The sequence below is a fragment of the Lysinibacillus sp. RU7 genome, assembly GCF_057837305.1.
Window position 1 is genome coordinate 1 of sequence record NZ_JBYQFK010000337.1, and the last position, 232, is coordinate 232.

The window sequence follows — 232 nt, forward strand, 5'->3', positions numbered from 1 at the left end:
TGCCATTGATTGCAGAGACCCGGAATATGATATCCGACCCTGAGTTCAATAAAATGAAATCCTCGGCTTTGCTGGTGAATACGGCAAGAGGAGGTCTGGTAGATGAGGAGGCGTTGGTACGAGCCATTAAAGGCAAAAAAATTGGTGGTGCGGCATTTGATGTGGTAACGACAGAACCCATGCCGGATTCACATCCGTTTATGGCACTGATGGATTATCCCAATTTTATTTT

Annotated in this window: 1 protein-coding gene; it reads left to right on the forward strand. The window is 45.3% G+C overall.

The genetic code is table 11. The features are described 5' to 3' along the window. On the forward strand, positions 1–232 hold a 232-nt coding region (locus AC3II9_RS22625; protein ID WP_489159035.1), incomplete at both ends, for an NAD(P)-dependent oxidoreductase.